At 70.2% G+C, this 17,130-nt stretch carries 14 protein-coding genes; 9 read left to right on the forward strand and 5 right to left on the reverse strand.

The features are described from left to right. The first annotated feature begins 252 nt into the window (after positions 1-252). The 4 genes from FXO23_RS48915 to FXO23_RS48930 are packed head-to-tail and all read left to right on the forward strand — an operon-like array spanning position 253 to position 7,323. Positions 253-2,046 (forward strand): thiamine pyrophosphate-requiring protein, encoded by a 1,794-nt coding sequence (locus FXO23_RS48915; protein ID WP_158895790.1) that lies wholly within the window; start codon positions 253-255, stop codon positions 2,044-2,046. Continuing rightward, positions 2,046-3,146 (forward strand): enolase C-terminal domain-like protein, encoded by a 1,101-nt coding sequence (locus FXO23_RS48920; protein WP_158895792.1) that lies wholly within the window; start codon positions 2,046-2,048, stop codon positions 3,144-3,146. The genes FXO23_RS48915 and FXO23_RS48920 overlap by 1 nt, the downstream gene beginning before the upstream one ends. Before the next feature lie 10 nt (positions 3,147-3,156). Continuing rightward, the gene (locus FXO23_RS48925; protein WP_158895794.1) at positions 3,157-6,258 is read left to right on the forward strand and encodes an FAD-binding and (Fe-S)-binding domain-containing protein; all 3,102 of its coding nucleotides are present in this window, start codon (positions 3,157-3,159) and stop codon (positions 6,256-6,258) included. 15 nt (positions 6,259-6,273) lie between these two features. Next, entirely contained in the window at positions 6,274-7,323 is a 1,050-nt protein-coding gene (locus tag FXO23_RS48930) for an SDR family oxidoreductase (RefSeq protein ID WP_158895796.1), read from the forward strand. Positions 7,324-7,424: 101 nt separating this feature from the next. On the opposite strand, the gene FXO23_RS48935 is transcribed toward FXO23_RS48930, so the two are convergent. From FXO23_RS48935 to FXO23_RS48945, 3 genes are all read right to left on the reverse strand, one after another. After that, positions 7,425-7,886: an SPW repeat protein gene (locus FXO23_RS48935; RefSeq protein WP_158895798.1), complete on the reverse strand. Its 462-nt coding sequence runs from the start codon at positions 7,884-7,886 to the stop codon at positions 7,425-7,427. 93 nt (positions 7,887-7,979) lie between these two features. Further along, on the reverse strand, positions 7,980-8,408 hold the full coding sequence (locus FXO23_RS48940; protein ID WP_158895800.1) for a universal stress protein: 429 nt from the start codon (positions 8,406-8,408) through the stop codon (positions 7,980-7,982). Positions 8,409-8,440: 32 nt separating this feature from the next. Further along, entirely contained in the window at positions 8,441-8,671 is a 231-nt protein-coding gene (locus FXO23_RS48945; protein ID WP_158895802.1) for a hypothetical protein, read from the reverse strand. 159 nt (positions 8,672-8,830) lie between these two features. On the opposite strand from FXO23_RS48945, the gene FXO23_RS48950 reads away from it, so the two are divergent. Then, the gene (locus tag FXO23_RS48950; RefSeq protein WP_158895804.1) at positions 8,831-10,186 is read left to right on the forward strand and encodes an erythromycin esterase family protein; all 1,356 of its coding nucleotides are present in this window, start codon (positions 8,831-8,833) and stop codon (positions 10,184-10,186) included. A gap of 303 nt (positions 10,187-10,489) precedes the next feature. Here FXO23_RS48950 and FXO23_RS48955 read toward each other — a convergent pair whose 3' ends face one another. Together FXO23_RS48955 and FXO23_RS48960 are read right to left on the reverse strand one after the other, a co-directional pair. Continuing rightward, positions 10,490-11,146 (reverse strand): response regulator, encoded by a 657-nt coding sequence (locus FXO23_RS48955; protein ID WP_158895806.1) that lies wholly within the window; start codon positions 11,144-11,146, stop codon positions 10,490-10,492. After that, positions 11,143-12,348 carry a sensor histidine kinase gene (locus FXO23_RS48960; protein WP_246258585.1) on the reverse strand — a complete coding sequence of 402 codons (1,206 nt, stop codon included), beginning with the start codon at positions 12,346-12,348 and terminating at the stop codon, positions 11,143-11,145. Before FXO23_RS48960 ends, FXO23_RS48955 begins: the two co-directional genes overlap by 4 nt. 172 nt (positions 12,349-12,520) lie before the next feature. Here FXO23_RS48960 and FXO23_RS48965 point away from each other — a divergent pair, with 172 nt between their 5' ends. The 4 genes from FXO23_RS48965 to FXO23_RS48980 all read left to right on the forward strand — a co-directional run bounded on the left by FXO23_RS48965 (position 12,521) and on the right by FXO23_RS48980 (position 16,898). Next, on the forward strand, positions 12,521-13,627 hold the full coding sequence (locus FXO23_RS48965; RefSeq protein WP_158895808.1) for an alpha/beta hydrolase family protein: 1,107 nt from the start codon (positions 12,521-12,523) through the stop codon (positions 13,625-13,627). A gap of 87 nt (positions 13,628-13,714) precedes the next feature. Continuing rightward, complete coding sequence (locus FXO23_RS52445; RefSeq protein ID WP_281356754.1) at positions 13,715-14,374, forward strand: TetR/AcrR family transcriptional regulator; 660 nt, start codon at positions 13,715-13,717, stop codon at positions 14,372-14,374. After that, positions 14,374-15,300, forward strand: a complete 927-nt coding sequence (locus FXO23_RS48975; RefSeq protein ID WP_158895816.1) for an ABC transporter ATP-binding protein — start codon at positions 14,374-14,376, stop codon at positions 15,298-15,300. The genes FXO23_RS52445 and FXO23_RS48975 overlap by 1 nt, the downstream gene beginning before the upstream one ends. After that, entirely contained in the window at positions 15,297-16,898 is a 1,602-nt protein-coding gene (locus tag FXO23_RS48980; RefSeq protein ID WP_158895810.1) for an ABC transporter permease, read from the forward strand. The genes FXO23_RS48975 and FXO23_RS48980 overlap by 4 nt, the downstream gene beginning before the upstream one ends. Positions 16,899-17,130: the final 232 nt, after the last annotated feature.

Here is a 17,130-nt window from a genome sequence, read left to right on the forward strand (position 1 = left end):
CCGACACCCGCGGACATCCACTACCGCGCAACACCCCGGCGCGGTAGTGGATCACCCGGACGGGCGGTCGCCGAGGAAGGTGCCTTCCAGCGCGGGTAGCCGTGGACACCGCCGCCGAATCCGGCGACTTCGAGCGCGGTGTTGCCCGAACCGGACAGCTGCCACGAAGGCGGATCTTTTCGGCACCCCGGCGTACCGGCACCGGCTGGCGGGTACCCGAAGGCGCATACGACGCACGGGTGAGGAGTTCTCATGGCAGAGACGGTCGGCGACTACCTGCTCCAGCGGTTGCGCGAGTGGGGTGTGGAACAGGTGTTCGCCTATCCGGGCGACGGGATCAACGGGATCGTCGCCTCGTTCGGGAAGGCGGACAACCAGCCGCGGTTCGTGCAGGCGCGGCACGAGGAGATGGCCGCGTTCGCCGCGGTCGGGTACGCGAAGTTCAGCGGCCGGGTCGGGGTCTGCATGGCGACCTCGGGGCCGGGCGCGATCCACCTGCTCAACGGGCTGTACGACGCGAAGCTCGACCACGTGCCGGTGGTGGCGATCGTGGGGCAGACCGCGCGCAGCGCGATGGGCGGCAGTTACCAGCAGGAGGTCGACCTGCAGGCGCTGTACAAGGATGTCGCGAGCGAGTACCTCGTGGAGGTCAACGTTCCCGAGCAGCTGCCCAACGCCCTCGACCGGGCGATCCGCACCGCGGAGTCGTCCCGGTGCCCGACGGCGCTGATCATCCCGGCGGACCTGCAGGAGGAGCCGTACTCCCCGCCGAAGCACGCGTTCAAACAGGTGCCCTCCAGCCCGCCCAGCACGTCGTGGCCGCGACCGGTGCCGCCCGAGGACGACCTCGCCGCCGCTGCCGAGGTGCTCAACGCCGGGGAGAAGGTCGCCATCCTGGTCGGTCAGGGCGCGCGGGGCGCGGCCGAGGAGGTCCGCCAGGTCGCCGAGGTCACCGGCGCGGGTGTCGCGAAGGCGCTGCTGGGCAAGGACGTCCTGTCCGACGAGCTGCCTTACGTCACCGGCGCGATCGGGTTGCTCGGCACCCGGCCGAGCTACGAGCTCATGCGCGACTGCGACACCCTGCTGATCGTCGGCTCGAACTTCCCGTACTCGCAGTTCCTGCCCGAATTCGGCCAGGCCCGAGCCGTGCAGATCGACTTGGACGGCCGGTTCATCGGCATGCGGTACCCGACCGAGGTCAACCTCGTGGGCGACAGCGCCGCGACCCTGCGGGCCCTGTTGCCCAGGCTGGCAAGCAAATCCGACCGGTCGTGGCGCGAAAAGGTGGCGAAGAACACCGCCTCGTGGTGGGAGACGGTGGAGCGGGAGGCCGCGCTGGACGCCAAGCCGGTGAACCCCATGGCCGTGGTCTCCGAGCTGTCGCGCCGTATCCCGGACAACGCGATCGTGACCGCGGACTCCGGTTCGTCGACCAACTGGTATGCCCGCAACCTCCGTATCCGCGGTGACATGCGGGGGTCGCTGTCGGGCACCCTGGCCACCATGGGCCCGGGCGTGCCCTACGCCATCGGCGCCAAGTTCGCCTGCCCGGATCGGCCGGTGGTCGCGCTGGTCGGTGACGGGGCGATGCAGATGAACGGGCTCGCCGAGCTGATCACCATCGCGCGCTACCAGCGCCTGTGGCGTGACCCGCGCTGCGTGATCTGCGTGTTCCACAACAACGACCTCAACCAGGTCACCTGGGAGTTGCGGGCGATGGGCGGCGCACCGAAGTTCGAGGAGTCCCAGAGCCTGCCGGAGGTCGACTACGCCGGGTTCGCCCGGTCCCTCGGGTTCACCGCCGTCACCGTCGAGGAGCCGGGCCGGCTCGCCACCGCATGGGACACCGTGCTCGGCGCGGGCAAACCCGCGCTGCTGGACGTCCGCTGCGACCCAGAGGTCCCGCCGATCCCGCCGCACGCCACGTTCGAGCAGATGAAGTCGGCGACCGAAGCGGTGCTGAAGGGCGACCCCAACGCGTTCCACCTCGTCGCCCAAGGCGTGAAGACGAAGATGCAGGAGTTCCTGCCGGGCCGGCCGAACTGATGCCACGGCGGCCACCCGACGTGGACCGGGTCGAGGCTCGCGCCTACCGGGTGCCGACCCCGGAACCCGAGGCCGACGGGACACTGACCTGGGAGGCCACCACGATCGTGGTGGTGCACGTCGAGGCGGGCCCCGTCCGCGGACTCGGCTGGACCTACGCCGACCGGGCGTGCGTGCCCTTGATCGAAGGCAAGCTGGCCGGCGCGGTCACCGGGAGCCCGGTGGGCGACGTGCCCGCCGCGTGGACGGCCATGCAGCGCGCGGTCCGCAACCTCGGCCGGCCCGGCCTGGTGTCCTGCGCGCTGTCGGCCGTGGACATCGCGCTGTGGGACGCCGCGGCGCGGTGGCTGGACCTCCCGGTGAGCCGCCTGCTCGGGCGGGCCTGCGCAACCGTCGACGTGTACGGCAGTGGTGGCTTCACCACGCTGGACGATGACGAGCTCACCCGGCAGCTGAGCCACTGGGTGCATGAGCTCGGCATCCCCCGCGTGAAGATCAAGATCGGCGAGTCCTGGGGCCGCGAGATCGACCGCGACCTGGACCGGATCGCGCTCGCCCGCGAGGTCGTGGGTGACGACGCGGCGCTGTACGTGGACGCCAACGGCGGCTATTCGATCGGGCAGGCGAGCCGGCTCGTCGAACCGCTGCGCGAGGCGGGCGTCACCTGGTTCGAAGAACCGGTGTCCAGCGACGACCTGGCCGGGCTGGCACGGCTGCGCGCACCCGGCGGACCGGACGTCGCGGCCGGGGAATACGGCTACGACCTGCCGTACTTCACGCGGATGCTCCCGGTCGTCGACTGCCTGCAGATCGACGTCACCCGCTGCGGCGGCTACACCGAGTGGCGCCGGGCCACCGCGCTCGCGGCCGCGGCGAACCGGGACGTCTCGGCCCACTGCGCGCCGAACCTGTCCGCGCACGCCGGGGTGGCGACACCGAACTTCCGGCACCTCGAGTGGTTCGCCGACCACGACCGCATCGAGCGCCTGTTCTTCGACGGCTGCCTCGATCCCGCCGGCGGCACCGCCACGCCGTCGATGTCCGCGCCCGGCCACGGCCTGAGCTTCCGTGCCGGCGCCGCCGCCGACTACGCCATCTGAGGGAGGTCGCATGGACGTCGACACGCTCGCCGCCGCCCTCCGCGCCCGCGTCGACGGAGAGGTCCGGTTCGACCGCGGCAGCCGCGCCGCGTACTCGACCGACGCGTCCAACTTCCGCCAGGTCCCGATCGGGATCGTCGTGCCCCGCTCACCAGAGGCCGGGGCGGAAGCGCTGGCCGTGGCCCGGGAATTCGGAGCACCGGTGCTGTCCCGCGGTGGGGGCACCAGCCTGGCCGGGCAGTGCACCAACACCGCGGTCGTCCTCGACTGGTCGAAGTACTGCACGAAGCTCGAATCCGTCGACGAACGGTCCCGCACCTGCGTGGTGCAGCCGGGGATCGTGCTCGACGAGCTCAACCGGCAGCTGGCCGACACCGGGCTGCGGTTCGGACCGGAACCGGCCACCCACATGAACTGCACCCTCGGCGGGATGATCGGCAACAACTCCTGCGGCGCGACCGCCCAGCGCACCGGCAAGGTCGTCGACAACGTCGCCCGCCTGGAGGTCGTCCTCGCCGACGGCACCCGGTTCTGGTGCGGTGAGACCACCGACGAGGAGTACGCCGAGATCGAACGTCGCGGCGATCCCCGCGCGGCCATCTACCGGCAACTGCGCGCGTTACGCGACGAGTACGGCGCCGAGATCCGCCGCCGGTTCCCCGACATTCCCCGCCGGGTGTCGGGCTACAACCTCGATTCGTTGCTGCCCGAACGGCATTTCGACGTCGCCGGGCTGCTCGTCGGCTCGGAGTCCACATTGGTCACCGTGCTGCGCGCGGAACTGAAACTGGTCCCGGTACAGCCCGAACGGACGCTCGTCGTGCTCGGCTACCCCGACATCGCCACCGCCGCCGACGCCGTGCCCGCCGTCCTGCGCCACGATCCGATCGCGCTGGAAGGGGTGGATCACCGGCTCATCCGCGATCAGCAGGTCAAGCACATGAACCCGCGGGCACTGGCCGAAATGCCCGAAGGACGCGCGTTCCTGATGGTCCAGTTCGGCGGCGCCACCCTCCAGGAGGTCGAACGGCAGGCCCACACGATGCTCGACGCGTTGCACGACACCGAGGACGATGCCGAGGTCGCGTTCCTCGACGACCCCGCCAGGGAGAACGAGCTGTGGCAGGTCCGCGAGGCCGGGCTCGGCGCCACCGCGCACGTGCCGGGCAAGGCCGACACCTTCGAAGGCTGGGAAGACTCCGCCGTGGCGCCCGAACGTCTCGGCGAATACCTGCGCAGACTCGACGCGCTGTACGAAGAATTCGGCTATGCCAGTGACACCGGCCCCAGCCTGTACGGCCACTTCGGACAGGGCTGCGTCCACACCCGCATCCCGTTCGACCTCTACACCGCCGACGGGGTCACCACCTACCGCCGATTCATGGAACGCGCCGCCGAACTCGTCGCCGAATTCGGCGGCTCCTTCTCCGGCGAGCACGGCGACGGGCAATCCCGCGGCGAACTGCTGCCGAAGATGTTCGGCGACGACATCGTCACCGCCTTCGGCCGCCTCAAGGGCATCTTCGACCCCGGCAACCGGATGAACCCGGGCAAAGTCGTCGCCCCGTACCGCCTGGACGAGAACCTGCGCCTCGGCGGCGACTGGGCGCCCGCCGACCCGCAGGACCTGCACTTCCGGTTCCCGCACGACGGCGGCTCGTTCGCCCAGGCCGCCAACCGCTGCGTCGGCGTCGGCCGCTGCCGCCAGCACGCCACCGAGGGCGGCCAGGTCATGTGCCCCTCCTACCAGGTCACCGGCGAGGAGGAACACTCCACCCGCGGCCGGGCGCGGCTGCTGTTCGAAATGCTCGACGGGCACCGCGACGGCCCGATCGCCGACGGCTGGCGCTCCACCGAGGTCCGCGACGCGCTCGACCTGTGCCTGGCGTGCAAGGGCTGCAAGACCGACTGCCCGGCCAATGTGGACATGGCCACCTACAAGGCCGAGTTCCTCGCCCACCACTACGAAGGCCGCCCCTGGCGGCGGCCCCGCTCGGATTTCACCATGGGCTGGCTGCCCGCGCTCGCCCAGGTCGTCGGCGGACTCCGGGCCGGGAAGCTGGTCAACGCGCTCACCCACTCCCCTGGACTGTCCACTGTGGCCACTCGGCTCGCCGGGGTGGAGAACCGGGAGATCCCGCGGTTCGCCGAGGAAACCCTGCAGCAGTGGTTCGCCCGGCGCCGACCGCGCGGCACTGGAAGCCGCGGCACCGTCCTGCTCTGGCCGGACACCTTCACCAGCAACTTCCAGCCGCACATCGGCCGCGCCGCGATCCGCGTCCTGGAGGACGCCGGGTGGCGGGTCACGATGCCGACGGACCCGGTGTGCTGCGCGCTCACCTGGATCTCCACCGGCCAGCTCGGTGTCGCCAAGCGCATCCTCGCCCGCACGGTCCAGGAGCTGGCACCGCATCTGCGCGACGGCGGGCTCGTCGTCGGCCTGGAACCCAGCTGCACGGCGGTGTTCCGCTCCGACGCGTTCGAGCTGTTCCCCGGCGACCAGGATGTCCGGCGGCTGCGTGCGCAGACCGTCACGCTCGCCGAGTTGCTCGTCCGGCATTCACCCGGCTACCGGCCACCGCGGCCGCACGCGAAGGCGATCGCCCAGGTCCACTGCCACCAGCACGCGATCATGGGCTGGGCTGCCGACCAGCACCTGCTGCGCGCCGCCGGAGTCGAGGCCGAGCAACTGGCGTCCGGGTGCTGCGGGCTGGCCGGGAACTTCGGGTTCGAGAAAGGTCATCGGGAGGTCAGCGAGGCCTGCGCGGAACGGGTTCTCCTCCCGCGAATACGGGAGGCTCCGGGCGACACGGTCGTTTTGGCCGACGGGTTCAGCTGCCGCACCCAGATCCACGAACTCGACAGCGGCGGTCGCGAAGCAGTCCACCTCGCCGAGTTGCTGGCCACCGCGCTCGATGGCGACGGGGACGGCGGTCCGGCGCGCCCGAGGCCACCGGGCCCGGCGACACGCGCCGCACTGCTGTCCGCGCTCGGTCTCGGCATCGCCGCGGCAACCCTCGCGGCCGGTGCCGTGGCGTCCCGATGGGCACACGAACGAGGACGCGGCGACTCGTGGACCGCACGCCTGCGTCAGCTGCGGTTTCCGCGGTAGGAGAACGGAGAATCGATGGCAGACATCCGCAGCCCTCGCCAGGTCGTCGTGGTCACCGGCGCCAGCGGAGGTATCGGCCGCGCGGTGGCCCGCGCGTTCGGCGCACGGCAGACCCAGGTCGCACTGCTCGCCCGCGGGAAGAACGGCCTGAACGCCGCGGCCGACGACATTCACCACGCGGGCGGCACCGCCCTCGCCATCCCCACCGATGTCGCCGACTTCGACCAGGTCGAGGCCGCGGCCGCCCGCGTCGAAGAGGAACTCGGCCCGATCGACATCTGGGTGAACGTCGCGTTCACCTCCGTGTTCGCCCCCTTCAGCGACATCGCGCCGGATGAGTTCCGCCGGGTGACCGAGGTCAGCTACCTCGGCTACGTGTACGGCACCATGGCCGCGCTCAAGCGCATGAAACCGCGAAACCGGGGAACCGTCGTGCAGGTCGGATCGGCCCTCGCCTACCGCGGCATTCCCCTGCAAAGCGCCTACTGCGGCGCGAAACACGCCATCCAGGGTTTCCACGAAGCGCTCCGCTGCGAACTGCTGCACGAGGGCAGCGACGTCCACGTGACAATGGTGCAACTGCCCGCGGTCAACACCCCGCAGTTCACCTGGGTGCTCTCCCGCCTGCCGCGCCATGCCCAGCCGGTCCCGCCGATCTACCAACCCGAGATCGCCGCCCGCGCCGTGCTCCACGCCGCCGACCACCCGCGCCGCCGCGAGTACTGGGTCGGCGGGAGCACCGTCGGCACCCTCATCGCCAACGCCGTCGCCCCCGGCGTCCTCGACCGCTACCTCGCCAAAACCGGCTTCAAGGCCCAGCAAACCGCGGAACCCAAGCCGACCGCCCAGCCGGCGAACCTCTGGCACCCGGCCGACGGCCCCACGGGACGCGACTACGGCGCACACGGCGAATTCGACGACCAGTCGTCACCACGCGCCCGCCAACTGTGGGCCAGCCAGCACCACGGTGTCCTCGCCGCCTGCGGCGGCGCGCTCGCCACGGCAGGTCTCGCACTGTGGCGGCGAACCCGGCGCCCTGCGCGAGGGCGTTCAGGATCCGAGTGACGCCTTCTTCTGAAGATCTCCCGGTCAGACAATGGAACGCAACTGCCACATCCCGCCAGAGCTGGTCAACAATGGCGATCAAGACTCGGCTCCGAGGAAGGCTACCGACGCGTTCGGCCTTGCTTTGAACGCACCACGAGCGCGAGTCCAGCGATCAGTACGACGGCGCCGGCGATCACATTGCTCAGCCAGGTCGCGGTGTTCAGCGGCAGCGCGGCCGATTGATCGAACTGCACGACACCCGACCCGCGGGAGACCGCCCACGGCGACCCGATCACCCACGCGCCCAGCACCGGAATCACCCAGGCGATGGCGCGCAGGCCAGCAGATCGCGCACAGCCGGTCGCGAGCAGAGCCAGGGCCAGCCCGGTGATCATGTTGCTGGTCGCCAGGCTGAACTGGCCGGTGAACTCGATGACCCAGGGGGAAAGAACCAGATACAGCCCCGCCAGCAGCGCGGTACCGGTGGCCAGCCCGGTGGGAGTGCCTTGACCGGGCTGCCCGACGCCTTCTCGCGCCCGCGTCGGCTCCTGGTAGGTCGCTCGCTCGGTGACTCGTGTCATGTCAGCTACCTCCACATCTCGTTCCGTCACCGCGTGAAGGTTCTTGTCGGACCCGTTCCCGGAGTACCCGCGTTCTGCGGCGCTCAAGCACGCTCAGTCGCCGCTCGCGGGGACCAGCACCACCGGGCATCGGGCGTGCTGAGCGCAACGCTGGGCGACCGACCCGAGCAGGGCGGCCGCGACCGCGCCGCGGCCGCAGTTGCCCAGGACGAGCAGTTCGGCGTCGCGGGCGAGTTCGATCAAGACCCGCGCGGGATCGCCCTGCCCGACCTCGGCGACCACGTCCGGGGTGTCGGCGAGTTCGGCCAGGGCTTGGTCCAGCCACTCCCGGGCCTCCCGTTCGAATTCCGGGCCCGGGAAAACGGGCACCGGACCGAACTGCAGCTGCGCCTGCCATACCGCCACCGCGGTCACCCGCGTCCCGGTGGGTCGGGTGTATCCCACGGCCCAGCGCAGCGCCGCCCGGGACGGTGCGGATCCGTCGATTCCCACCACCACCGTGGGCTGCCCGGAATTGTTCACCGGTCACTCCTCACGAACAGCTCGGCCGCTGATCAGCCGGTCTCCCGGGAAAGGCGCTGGGCGAGCAGCCGTTTGCCCTGTTCACCCGCCTTCATGTTGTTCTCCTGGATCCTGCGGAACCAGGACGCGAGTTCGCCGTCGCCCTGCTTCTCAGCGTCGGCGATGTAGGCTTCCAGCTGCCAGGCGTACTGCAGGGACGCCTGGAGAACACTGACCAGGTCGTAGTTCTTGTCCTTGACCGGACTGTCGAGTCCAGCGGTCATCCGTACGCTCCTTTCTGTCCCGGCTTACCGGCCGTCATCCCTTCGCCTACCCACCACAGCCGGATGAAAACGTGCCGGGTCACCGGGAGTTTGCCGAAGCTCGCGCCGGGTAGGTCCCACTCAAGGGTCACGACATCGGCAAGCGGGAGATCACGGAGGATGGCTGTGTTCAAGGTCCGGAGGCTCGGCACTGGCGTGGGTGGCGAGCCGACGACGGGGCAGACCGCGGAGGCTCGCCGGGACGCGCTGCCGCTGCGCGGGGCCGGGGACCTCGATCCGCTGCTGGACAGAATCGGCGACGCCCGGTACGTGTTACTCGGCGAGGCCTCGCACGGCACATCGGAGTTCTACCGGTGGCGAGCGGAATTGACCCAGCGGCTGATCGCCGAGCGCGGATTCTCGTTCGTCGCCGTCGAGGGCGACTGGCCCGACTGCCACGAGCTGCACTGCTGCCTCGCGGGTGCGGCGGGCGCGCCGAATGATCCGGAACAGGTTCTCTGGGGTTTTGACCGGTGGCCACGGTGGATGTGGGCGAACGAGGAGGTTGCCGGGTTCGCCCGGTGGCTGCGGCGGTTCAACGCGACCCGGCGCACCGCCGCGCCGGTGGGATTTCACGGGCTGGACGTCTACAGCCTGTGGGACTCGCTGCGCGCGGTGCTTGGCTATTTGCGCGAGCACGAACCCGGCCATGTGGACACCGCCCTCGCCGCGTTGCGGTGTTTCGAGCCGTATGACGAGGATCCGCGACGCTATGCCTACGCCGGCATGATGGTGCCGCGAAACTGCACGGACGAGGTGGTGCGGCTGCTCACGGAACTGCGCCGAGCTGCCGGGAAGAAACCGTTGCCAGGCCTGGACTCGCGGTTTGTCGCCCGGCAGAACGCGGAGGTCGTGGCCGGAGCCGAGCATTACTACCGCGCGATGATGCGAGGTGACCGCGAATCCTGGAACGTGCGCGACCGCCACATGACCGACACCCTCGATCGCCTGATGGAGGCGTACGAACCGGGCGCGAAAGCGGTGGTATGGGAGCACAACACGCATATCGGCGACGCCCGCGCCACGGACATGGCCGCCGCCGGGATGGTCAACGTGGGCCAGCTGGTGCGCGAGCGACACGGCGAGGACGATGTCGTCGCGGTCGGACTCGGCACGCACCGCGGTTCGGTGATCGCCGCGGATTCCTGGGGATCGCGACCGCGACGGATGCGGGTGCCGGCAGCCCATGACGACAGCCTGGAATTCCTGCTGCACCAGGCGGTTCCGGACGGCGACAGCCTGTTCCTGCTTCCCGGCGACCATCGCGGCTGGTCGAGCGACGTGCGCAGTCACCGCGCGATCGGCGTCGTGTACAACCCCGCCGGGGAGCGGCGCGGCAACTACGTGCCCACCGTGCTGTCCCGGCGCTACAACGCCTTCGTGTACTGCGACCACACCACAGCGCTGACCCCGCTGCACCCCTGGGAGCACGAACACCTGCCTACGGAGGCGGAAACCTATCCCAGCGGCGAGTAGCTGATTCCCGGTCAGCATCCGCCCTGCGGACCGGCAGCCCCAGGGCCTTGGTTCCCGCGAATCCCCCGCCAGAAAAGGCTCCCCCGCCCGGACGCCGCGGTGTTGCCCAGCGGCGCGGTGCCCGGTGTCCTACCCTGAATCCCAAAGGTGTTCTAGACCAATCATTTCGTGGCGGGAAGCCGATCTCCTGCCTGGTGTCCCCATCCCGGGTGGCGGAGGTCTTCGCCCATCAACGTGACATCGGCGGTTTCGATGGCGACATCTTCCTGACGGGCTGGACCGGCGTCAACGCGCCGTCGACGGTCACCTGCGCGGCAAGTCGGTGATCCCGGTTTCGTAGGCGAAGATTACGGCTTGTACCCGGTCGCGGAGGCCGAGTTTCGTGAGGATGCGGCCGACGTGCGTCTTCACCGTGCCGGAGGACAGGAACAGCAGTTCGGCGATCTCCGCATTGGAAAGCCCGCGGGCGAGTTGTTGCAGGACTTCGCGTTCGCGGCCGGTGAGGAGCGCGAGTTTGTCGTCGGGCGGAGGCGCGGGCAGGCCGGTGACGACGCGGTCGAGGAGACGGCGGGTGACGGTGGGGGCGAGGGTGGCTTCGCCGGCCGCGACGACGCGGACGGCGGAGAGCAGGTCCGGGGCCAGTGCGTCCTTCAACAAGAAGCCGCTCGCTCCCGCCCGAAGTGCGGCGTAGACGTACTCGTCGAGGTCGAAGGTGGTCAGGACGAGGACGCGGGCGCGGTGCGCGGCGGCGATCGCGGTGGTGGCCTGGACGCCGTCCATTTCGGGCATCCGGATGTCCATCAGGACGACGTCGGGATCGGTACTCGTCACCAGGTCGACCGCCTCCAGCCCGTTTCCCGCCTCGCCGACGACCTCGATGTCCGGTGCGTTGTCCAGGATCATCCGCAGGCCGGTGCGTACCAGTGCCTGATCGTCGGCGATCACCACCTGGATCGTCATGACGGCAGCGTCGCGCGCACGGCGAAACCGCGTTCCTCGCGCGGGCCCGCTTCGAAGGTGCCGCCCAGCACGTTCACTCGTTCTCGCATTCCCTTGAGCCCATTCCCGGTTTCGGACGGAGGCTTCGCCGCGACGCCGTCGTCGGTCACCTCGATCTCCAACGCCTCCGGCGCATAACGCATCACGATAGCCGCCGAAGCCGCGCGGCCGGCGTGTTTGAGCACGTTCGTCAGTGCTTCCTGGACGATGCGGTAGGCCGCGAGGTCCACTGTGGATGGAAGTGGCCGAGGTTCGCCTTCGACGTGGAACTCGACGGGCGTACCCGCCGCTCGCACATCGGCGATCAGTCGCGGCAGGCGTTCCGCGCCCGGCCGCGGTTCCCAGTCCGGTGCGTCCTGGCCGAGTGCGCCGAGCAGCCGCCGGATTTCGCTCAGCGCGGTGCGCCCGGTCTCCACGATCGCTCCCAGCGCCTCCCTCGACCGTTCGGGCCGCCGGTCCAGTTCGGCCTGCGCGCCTTGGGCCTGCAGCACTACCACCGAAAGGGCGTGCGCGACGACGTCGTGGAGTTCGCGGCTGATCCGCGCGCGTTCGGCGGCCACGGCCAGCGCTGCCTGGATGTCCCGCTCGTGCTCGAGATCCGCGTTGCGTTGTTCGAGCACGGCCAGCCGGATCCGGCGCTGCCGCGTGTTGAGCCCGGCCAGCCACGCTACCGCGAGGGTCAACCCCAGCGAGGGGAAGCCGCCCCAGTCCTGGACCTGGTCGTGGTCGACGTCCTCGGGCGGCCTGAGCGGATCGATGATGATGATCCTGGGTGGGAACGGGTCCGGGTCCACCGAGTGTGAGTTGGCCTCGGCCGCGTAGTACGACCACACCCCGGCGGCGAGTAGACCCGCCGCCAGCAAGGCGAGGGAGAGCCGTCGCGGACCCCACGCCGCGACGGAGAACAGGCCGATCAACGCGATGACGTCGACCGGGCGAAGGTCGTTGCCCATCACCAGATGCATGAACGCGACCAGCATTCCGGCCGCGAAGGTGACCGCGGGCAGGCGATGTCGCACCAGGAGCGACGCCAGGCCGGCGATGCTCATGACCCACCAGGAGAACCCCTCGTCATCGACTGCGGTTACCACAGTGGACAGTCCGATGAGCACGGCCAGCCCGATGTCCACTGCCATCGGGGAACGCCTGAACAAGGCCAACACCAGCCCAGCGTAGCCGGGCAGCGTCCCCACCGGATCCGCCTCGAGACAGACACCGGAGTACGACCTGCGACAGAGGAACCCGTGGTCAGGACGTGCTCCCCGGCCGATGCGCGAAGACATCGGCCGGGCACAGACTTGGCGGCGAATATTCCTCGACCGAAATGGAATTCCCATGAGAAGGCTTCCCAAGGCGGCTCTCGCTACCGTGCTCGCCTCCGCCGCCGCATTGAGCCTGGCGAGCCCGGCCGGTGCGGCGGAGCGGCTGACCCTGCCGCCGCCGACCGGCTCCCACTTCGTCGGCTCCAGCGACCTGCACCTGGTCGACGAGTCGCGTCAGGATCCCTGGGTGCCGACCGGGCCGCGTGAGCTGATGGTGTCGATGTTCTACCCGGCCCTGTCCCCGATCGGCCCCAAGCGGCCGTACCTGACCCTGGCCGAAGCCAAGGCCTTTCTGACGGAATCGGGAGTTCCCGACATCGCACCCGAGCGGATCGCCGAGGTCCGGACCAGCGCTCGCGTCGACGCCCCAGCCCTGCCCGGCAAGCGCGCACTGGTCGTCTTGTCGCCCGGATTCGGCAAACCGCGCACCACGCTCACCGGACTGGCGGAAGAGCTGGCCGGCAAGGGTTTTCTCGTAGCGGTGATCGGGCACAACTACGAATCCCACGGCACCGCGTTCCCGGACGGACGGGTCACCGAATGCGCCGCCTGCGGTTCCGATTCCACGCTGATCCCGCCGGTCCGCGCCGCCGACGTCTCCTTCGTCCTCGACCGGCTGACCGGGCCGTGCTCGCCGTGGTCGGGCTCCTGGACGATCGACCGGACGCGGATCGGGATGGCCGGGCATTCCATCGGCGGCTACAGCACACCGGCGGCCATGGCGACCGACCGGCGGATCCGGGCGGGCGTGGACATGGACGGCAGGCTGTGGTCGCCGATCCCCGCGTCCGGCATCGACCGGCCGTTCCTGCTGCTGGGCCGCGAAAGCGAGTACACCCCGGCCGGTCCGGACACGACCTGGGCCGGCAGCTGGCCGAACCTCACCGGCTGGAAGCGCTGGATCAGCGTCGCGCAGGCCGGGCACGCGTCCTTCACCGACGTCGGCGTTCTGGGGGAACAACTCGGCCTTGCCCCTCCGGGGCTGCTGGGCGGCGCCCGCGGCATGGAGCTGACCAGGGCTTATGTCTCCGCGTTCTTCGACGAGCACCTGCGAGGACGTGACCAGCCGCTGCTCGATGGCCCGACCCCGGCCAACCCCGAAGTGAAGTTCTGGCCGTAAGCGACCGGGTTGGTCGTCGGCCTACACAACCGTGTAGTACACTTTCCGCATGAGTAGTGAGATACACGTGTGGATAGGCGGTGGAGCGTGGCCCTGACCGAACCCGATCCGGAGGACCTCACCGCCCGCGCACGGATCCGCGACGCCGCGCTGCGGCATTTCGGTGAGCACGGTTTCGACCGATCGACGATCCGCGGGATCGCCGAGACGGCGGGGGTGTCGTCGGGACTGGTGCGGCACCACTTCGGCTCCAAGGAAGCGTTGCGCGACGCGTGCGACGCTTACCTGGCCAAGGCCCTGCACAGGATCAACGACCAGGTCAAGGCCGATCGTGCGCCCGGCGAGGTGAACTACGTGGCGGTCGCGGGGGCGTCCTTCGGGCCGTACCAGCGGTACGTCGCACGCGCCCTGACCGAGGGGCGGGCGGCGCCGCTGTTCGACAAGCTGGTCGAGCTGGGCGCGCAGTGGCTGGCCGAAGCCGACACCAAGCGTTCCGATCCGCCCGAAGTGGCCCGGGAAGCACGGGCGACCGTGGGGGCGGCGATGTCGTTGGCCGTCACCGTGCTCCACGAGCACGTCTCACGGGGTCTCGGCGTCGACGTGTTCAGCCCGGAAGGAGCCGACCTGCTGGCCCGGGTCCTGCTCGACCTCTACTCCCATCCCTACCTCAGCCCGGAGGAAGCCGCCGTCCTCCGGTCGCGGCTGCCCCAGGGCGGAAACACTTCTCGAGTCGAGAAAGGCTCATGATGACCGACCCCATCTCGGTGCGCGGTCTGGTCAAGACGTTCGGCCGCACCAAGGCGCTGGACGGACTCGACCTCACCGTGACCACCGGCGAAGTGCACGGCTTCCTCGGACCCAACGGCGCCGGGAAGAGCACCACGATCCGGATTCTGCTGGGCTTGCTGCGCGCGGACGCCGGCACCGCCCGATTGCTCGGCGGCGACCCGTGGAACGACGCGACCGCATTGCATTCCCGGCTGGCCTACGTGCCCGGCGACGTCACGCTCTGGCCCGGCCTGTCCGGCGGCGAGGTCATCGACCTCCTCCTGCAGTCGCGGGGAAACGCCCCGCACGCGGCCACCCGGGCGCGGCGCCGGGAACTGATCGAACGTTTCGATCTGGATCCGCGCACCAGAGCCCGCGCCTACTCCAAAGGCAACCGGCAGAAGGTGGCGCTGATCGCCGCGCTCGCCTCCGACGTCGAGCTGCTGATCCTGGACGAGCCCACCTCGGGCCTGGACCCGTTGATGGAGCAGGTGTTCCGCGACGTCATCCGCGAGGAGCAACGGCGCGGCGATCGCACCGTGCTGCTGTCCAGCCACATCCTGGCCGAGGTCGAGGACCTGTGCGACCGGGTCACCATCATCCGCGACGGCCGGACCGTCGACACCGGCAGCCTCGCCGACCTGCGGCATCTGACCCGCACCTCCATCGAGGCCGAACTTTCCGCCCCCGCGCGGGAACTCGCCGAACTGCCGGGCGTACACGACCTGCACACCGACAACGGGGTGGTGCGCTTCGACGTCGAGACCGGTGCGCTCGGCCCGGTGCTGCGTCACCTCGACTCGCTCGGCGTCCGGCGCCTCGTCAGCCAACCACCCACACTCGAGCAGCTGTTCCTGCGGCACTACGACCGCACCGGCGCACGGCACGCGGAGGCACGCCGATGAACGGGCTCGCCGGGACACCACGACTGGTACGGCTGGCGCTGCGCCGCGAACGCGGGATCGCGCCGTGGTGGCTCCTCCTGCTCGTCACCATGGCCCTGGTGCTGGTCTCCTACATCAACCGGGCCATGCCCACCCCCGAGCGGATGGCCGAGTACGCCGAAGTGATCAATCGCAACAGCTTCTTCCGGGCGCTCGGCGGCGCATTCGTCATCCCCGACCTCGGGTATATGGCGGCCTGGCGCAGCGGCGGCTTCCTCTACGCGTTCAACGGACTCGCCGCCCTGCTGGCCGTCGTCCGGTACACCCGCGGCGACGAGGACACCGGCCGCATCGAGCTGCTGCGCGCGGGAGTGATCAGCCGCCACGCCCCGCTGACCGCGGCCCTGCTGGTGGCGGGCGGAGTCAGCCTCACCGGTGGGGCGTTGACCGCGCTCGCGCTGATCGGGATCGGACTGGACCCGGCCGGGTCGATCGCCTACGGCGCGGCGGTCACCGCGACCGGCTGGGTGTTCGGCGCCCTCGCCGCCGTGACCGCCCAGCTCGCCCAGACCGCCCGCACGGCCAGGGCTATCGGCCTTGCCGCGCTCGGCACCGCCTACATCCTGCGCTACGCGGGCGACGCGTCCGGGCTGTACTGGATGAAGTACCTGTCCCCGCTCGGCTGGAGCCACCTGGTAGAGCCGTATTGGCACGATCGCTGGTGGATGCTCGCGATTCCGCTCGCGGTGACCGCAGCGCTGACGGCCCTCGCCTTCCGGCTGATCGGCCGCCGGGATCTCGGTGCCGGACTGATCCCCGAGCGTCGAGGGCCCGCGACCGCACCGGGCCTGCGCGGCCCGCTCCGCCTGGCGTGGCGACTCCACCGCGGCCTGCTGTTCAAATGGGCCGCCGCGATCGCCGCCTTCGCCGTCGCGGCCGGCGGGATGAGCACCCTGATGCGCCAGTGGACCGAAGCGCCTGGCGTCACGGTCGACAACCTGTTGAAGGGGTTCGGTGGCAGCCCGGGAGCCGATCTCGTCGATTTCGGGTTGTGGGCCCTCATCCTGCTCTTCGCCCACCTCATCGCGCTCTATCCGGTGCTCATGGTCCAGCGGCTGCGCGCCGAGGAATCCAGCGGCCGCGCCGAGGCCGTACAAGCCACCCCGATCACCCGGCTCCGGTGGGCCGCCGGGCATCTGGTGGTGACCGGTGTGGGCACGGCGGCCCTGCTCGCCGTCGCCGGCGCGGTCTTCGGCACGTGCTACGCGTTCCTCGTCGGCGATCCCGCAACCGACATCACCCGCATCCTCGCCGGGACACTGGGCACCCTCCCCGCCGCCTGGCTGGTCGGCGCGGCCTGCGCGCTCGCCTACGGACTGGTCCCCCAAGCGTCCGTGGCGATCGCCTGGATCGTCTGGACAGCGGTGGCAGTCCTGGGCCGGGCCGCTGGTCCCCTGTACGGACGCTGGGGAGGAACTCCCTTCGAACCCTTCCACTACATCCCGAACACCGTCGCCGGGGCTCCGTTCGACGCGACACCAGCGCTCATCATGGTCGCGATGTCGGCACTCCTGCTCGGAGGTGGGCTCATCGCGCTGCGCCACCGCGATTTCGGCTGAACCGACCGGGAGCTCCCGCTGGTGGTCCGCGCGCCGGGTGGCGATCAGGTCCCGGCGGTCGGCCCCGTCCCGTACGGTCTCGCGGGCTTCGGCTACGAGCTGCCGCGGCTAATGTCGGCCCCAGCACGGTGGAAGCCCAGATCCCTCGCACGGTGTCGATCTCGCCGGGCGGGGGGGGGACGCTACGACTTCCGCACTGTTGACCACGCCGTCAAGGCGCCCGAACCGCTCG

Source organism: Amycolatopsis anabasis (genome assembly GCF_009765355.1).
GTDB classification, from domain to species: Bacteria; Actinomycetota; Actinomycetes; order Mycobacteriales; family Pseudonocardiaceae; genus Amycolatopsis; species Amycolatopsis anabasis.